Origin of the sequence: Prevotella sp. AM42-24 (genome assembly GCF_003461825.1) — a bacterium.
GTDB classification, from domain to species: domain Bacteria; phylum Bacteroidota; class Bacteroidia; order Bacteroidales; family Bacteroidaceae; genus Prevotella; species Prevotella hominis.
Genome location: NZ_QTXV01000048.1, coordinates 22234 through 25362, shown reverse-complemented (window position 1 = coordinate 25362; position 3129 = coordinate 22234). Strand labels below are relative to the sequence as shown.

Annotated in this window: 6 protein-coding genes; all 6 read right to left on the bottom strand. The window is 39.2% G+C overall.

The window, feature by feature from the left end; genetic code table 11:
- Window positions 1–20 precede the first annotated feature (20 nt).
- Window positions 21–965, bottom strand: coding sequence for a HipA domain-containing protein (locus DW917_RS12610; protein WP_118119251.1), 945 nt, complete (start codon window positions 963–965; stop codon window positions 21–23).
- Window positions 962–1291, bottom strand: a complete 330-nt coding sequence (locus DW917_RS12605) for a HipA N-terminal domain-containing protein (RefSeq protein ID WP_118119249.1) — start codon at window positions 1289–1291, stop codon at window positions 962–964. Before DW917_RS12605 ends, DW917_RS12610 begins: the two co-directional genes overlap by 4 nt.
- Window positions 1292–1303: 12 nt before the next feature.
- Window positions 1304–1504 (bottom strand): helix-turn-helix domain-containing protein, encoded by a 201-nt coding sequence (locus DW917_RS17790; protein ID WP_040553377.1) that lies wholly within the window; start codon window positions 1502–1504, stop codon window positions 1304–1306.
- A 453-nt stretch (window positions 1505–1957) separates the two neighbouring features.
- Window positions 1958–2098, bottom strand: a complete 141-nt coding sequence (locus tag DW917_RS17260) for a hypothetical protein (RefSeq protein WP_158570149.1) — start codon at window positions 2096–2098, stop codon at window positions 1958–1960.
- An 88-nt stretch (window positions 2099–2186) separates the two neighbouring features.
- A complete protein-coding gene (locus DW917_RS17570; RefSeq protein ID WP_199545560.1) occupies window positions 2187–2348 on the bottom strand; it encodes a hypothetical protein in 162 nt (53 codons plus the stop codon).
- Between the two features lie 493 nt (window positions 2349–2841).
- Window positions 2842–3129 (bottom strand): leucine-rich repeat domain-containing protein (locus DW917_RS17565; RefSeq protein ID WP_199545559.1); only part of this gene is annotated, 288 nt, incomplete at its 5' end.

Here is a 3129-nt window from a genome sequence, read left to right as displayed (position 1 = left end):
AAAACTGCTCAAAAATTTGGTTATGTCTTAGGAATCAAAAAAGAATTATTGGTCAAATGCTCTACTTCGTCCGGCAATAAAGAAAAAGAGTCAAGGATCATTTCTATACGCTTCTTCTTCAGACCGATATGCTCTCCGAATCTCTCAAAGTCCAGACGGCATGGATGTCCTGTTCGCTCATACACATCACTTTTCTCCAGAGTCAGAGAAAGCCCCCCATTCAACCCCAAATCATCGCCCTCGATATGGAGACAGGTGTTCATCAGGTCATAGGCGGGAGCAAGCTGGTAATGCTCGCCAATTCTCATGATGGAGAAGTTTTTCAGATGGTCGTCGCCATTACCGTAGATGTAATTGAATACAACCAACTTAAAGAAACGTTCCATGGCTATCATCCAGGCTGGAATATATCGTTTTATCGCACAGGCAATATCCTCGAAGCATCCATCATATTTGAAATACGTACCTTGCTCGGCTTCATTCTTGCCAACCAGAGAAGCGAAATCCTCCATGAGATATTTGCTTCCATCCTTAGCTATGTCAAATCTCTTTGTAATATATACCATATCTCCATGAGGGGTAAAGCAAAGACCGTTTTCTGCTGTAATGATACCATATACCTGTGAAGCTATCTGCATGGTAAGATGCTCGTTAGCTGGAATCTGCTTCCTGGTATAGAGTGTGTTGTCCCAAGGTGCCGGCTTCAGGATATAGCGAGAGCGTTCATCCGTCTGCGAGATTCTGATGATTCCATTCTCTATCACTGCAGGAAATTTCTCCTGAGCTCCAGAAACAGAGATACGTCTCATGGCAACCATAGTCTCAGATGTCTTACTGATTTCATCTATTTCAAAATCAAGCAAATGCGACACTTTCTGACCATCAAACAGTTTTTTGCAAGCTGTAGGAGAATAAGTGGAAAACCCATCTGCAAGGGTGGATGGGCAATGATTTAATTCTTTCATGATTCTACTTCTTTTACGGTTATTGCTCCTATCGTATCATGGGTTGCTATCTTCAGAAGAAGTCCAAAGAAATCCTTCTCATCCAATCGCCAACTTCTGCAGACTATCTTTCTGTTTGCTCCTTCTGGAAGCATATTGGTAAAAACAGGGAATAAATAATCAGACTGATAAGGCTCTTCCCTAAAAGGCATGGTAAGTGAGACAGGATCGTGGGTCCTATCCATCATATACTGCTTGTCGTATGTGAAGGTATAACCTCTGCCAGGAGTTGACTCCTCTAAGAGTCCTGCTTCTGTGTCGTGACAATAAACGATAGCTTTTCTCATAACTTACTTTATTTAAACTGTTTGACGAATTTCATATTTAACCTCCATGCCAAGGATATCCATGATTTTTTCAACCGTAGATAGAGAAGGGTTTCCTTTACCGCTCTCTATTTTCTTGATGGTAGAAATGGCTATCTCAGACATGTCAGCGAGGTCTTGCTGGGTAATTCCCAAGGCCTTACGCTGCAATTTCATTACTTCTTGAATTTTCATATCAAGTAGTGTATTATATTGTACTTTTTGTGCAAAGATAAGAAATGTTTTTGGATTAAACAAGCAAAAGTATCTTATAATGTTCTTTTTATGAAAAATTATAATTTCATGGGATTTTATTTTGGTAAGGAGAGGTGTCACTTGTAAAGTGAAGTAAAGAGAAATTATGTAATGGCACCCAAGATGGCACTCAAAGTGGCACTCAAAGTGGCACCCAAGATACCCAAGCTGATACTGAAGGTGATACTCAAATGATACTCAAGAATAAATTACTGCCATCCAGTACAATTCAGTATCTTCCTAAAACAAAATTAGGGAGTTTACTCATCACGAGCAAACTCCCCATGGTGTATGAGAGAGGAATTTTAGTGCTTTTACTCAAAAGCTACATTCAGTATATATTATGTATATATGTGTACATGTATTCACGTATTCATGAATACACGTTTCAGCCTATTTCAGCAAGACAACGGTTGTAAAACGGTTTGCCTCATTCGCCGCATATTTGTCTATACCGCCTAAGTTGTAGGCTTTAATCTGGCTCTTATCTACACCTCGCTTGATGAGACCTTGGCTATGAACTTGGCACGGCACTTACCCAAATCCTGGTTGCCGGACTGAGTGCCAGTAGCACTATCGGCTGCACCGGATATTTTAATATATAAAATACCTAACTATCTTATTATAAGATTGTTGTCAACTTCTTCAATTTGTTTCTTGTAATCGCCAGGAAATTAGTCTCGTTAGCAATTTCATTAGCTGCAAAATTTGCTGATAGATAATTGATAAATTCATCTATCTTTGTTGCTTGCGTAAGAAGCAAACTCTTTTTGTTCAGTTCCATTGTCTTATTTTTTTGTCTTATCTGTAACTTAAGTTTAACATACGCTCCACCATCATTGTCTCGATAGAGACTACCAAAATTGCAGTGATTGCGACTGGCACGCTCAAAGTTTTATCGGGCAGGTTGCACACGTTGAGTCACATGAAGATTTGTTTGTGATGGTCGAGGTCCCCGGCTTACGAGACCTGGAGCAGCGCATGAACGAGGCTCTTAAAAAATATGATGAATAGTTTGCTTAATTCAAAGAAAATAAGTATCTTTGCAGCCAAGTAAACGCAGGCGTTCACAGAACTTATTCTATGTTCGTCGAGATTCTTGAAAAATCGCCAAACTTTGAGGATAGAGGTGGAGAATGTTCTCCACCTCTTATTTTATATATTAAAAAAGGAGAAGGCAAAGAAGGATGTCTTAGGGGAAGGACTTCCTATTTATGATGGTATCGATTTGCCGGTATCTCTTATTCGCCGTAATAATCAAGGAATAATCTAAAAGGTTACCCAAATATTTTTTCTCCGAATCGGGAGATTAATTCCTGTTTAAGATCGTTTGGGAAATTGCATCCTCTAAATACCTTATCCCCAATGCTAGTAATACTATCAGGAATAACGAGGCTACACAAAGATTTGCAATATTCAAATGCCTTATCCCCAATGCAGGAAACACTATCTGGAATAACTATATCTGTCAAAGAAGTACAACCTCCAAAAGCCCTCTCCCCAATGCTAGTAACACTGTCAGGAATAACAAAACTATTCAAAGAATAGCAACAATAAAAAGCACT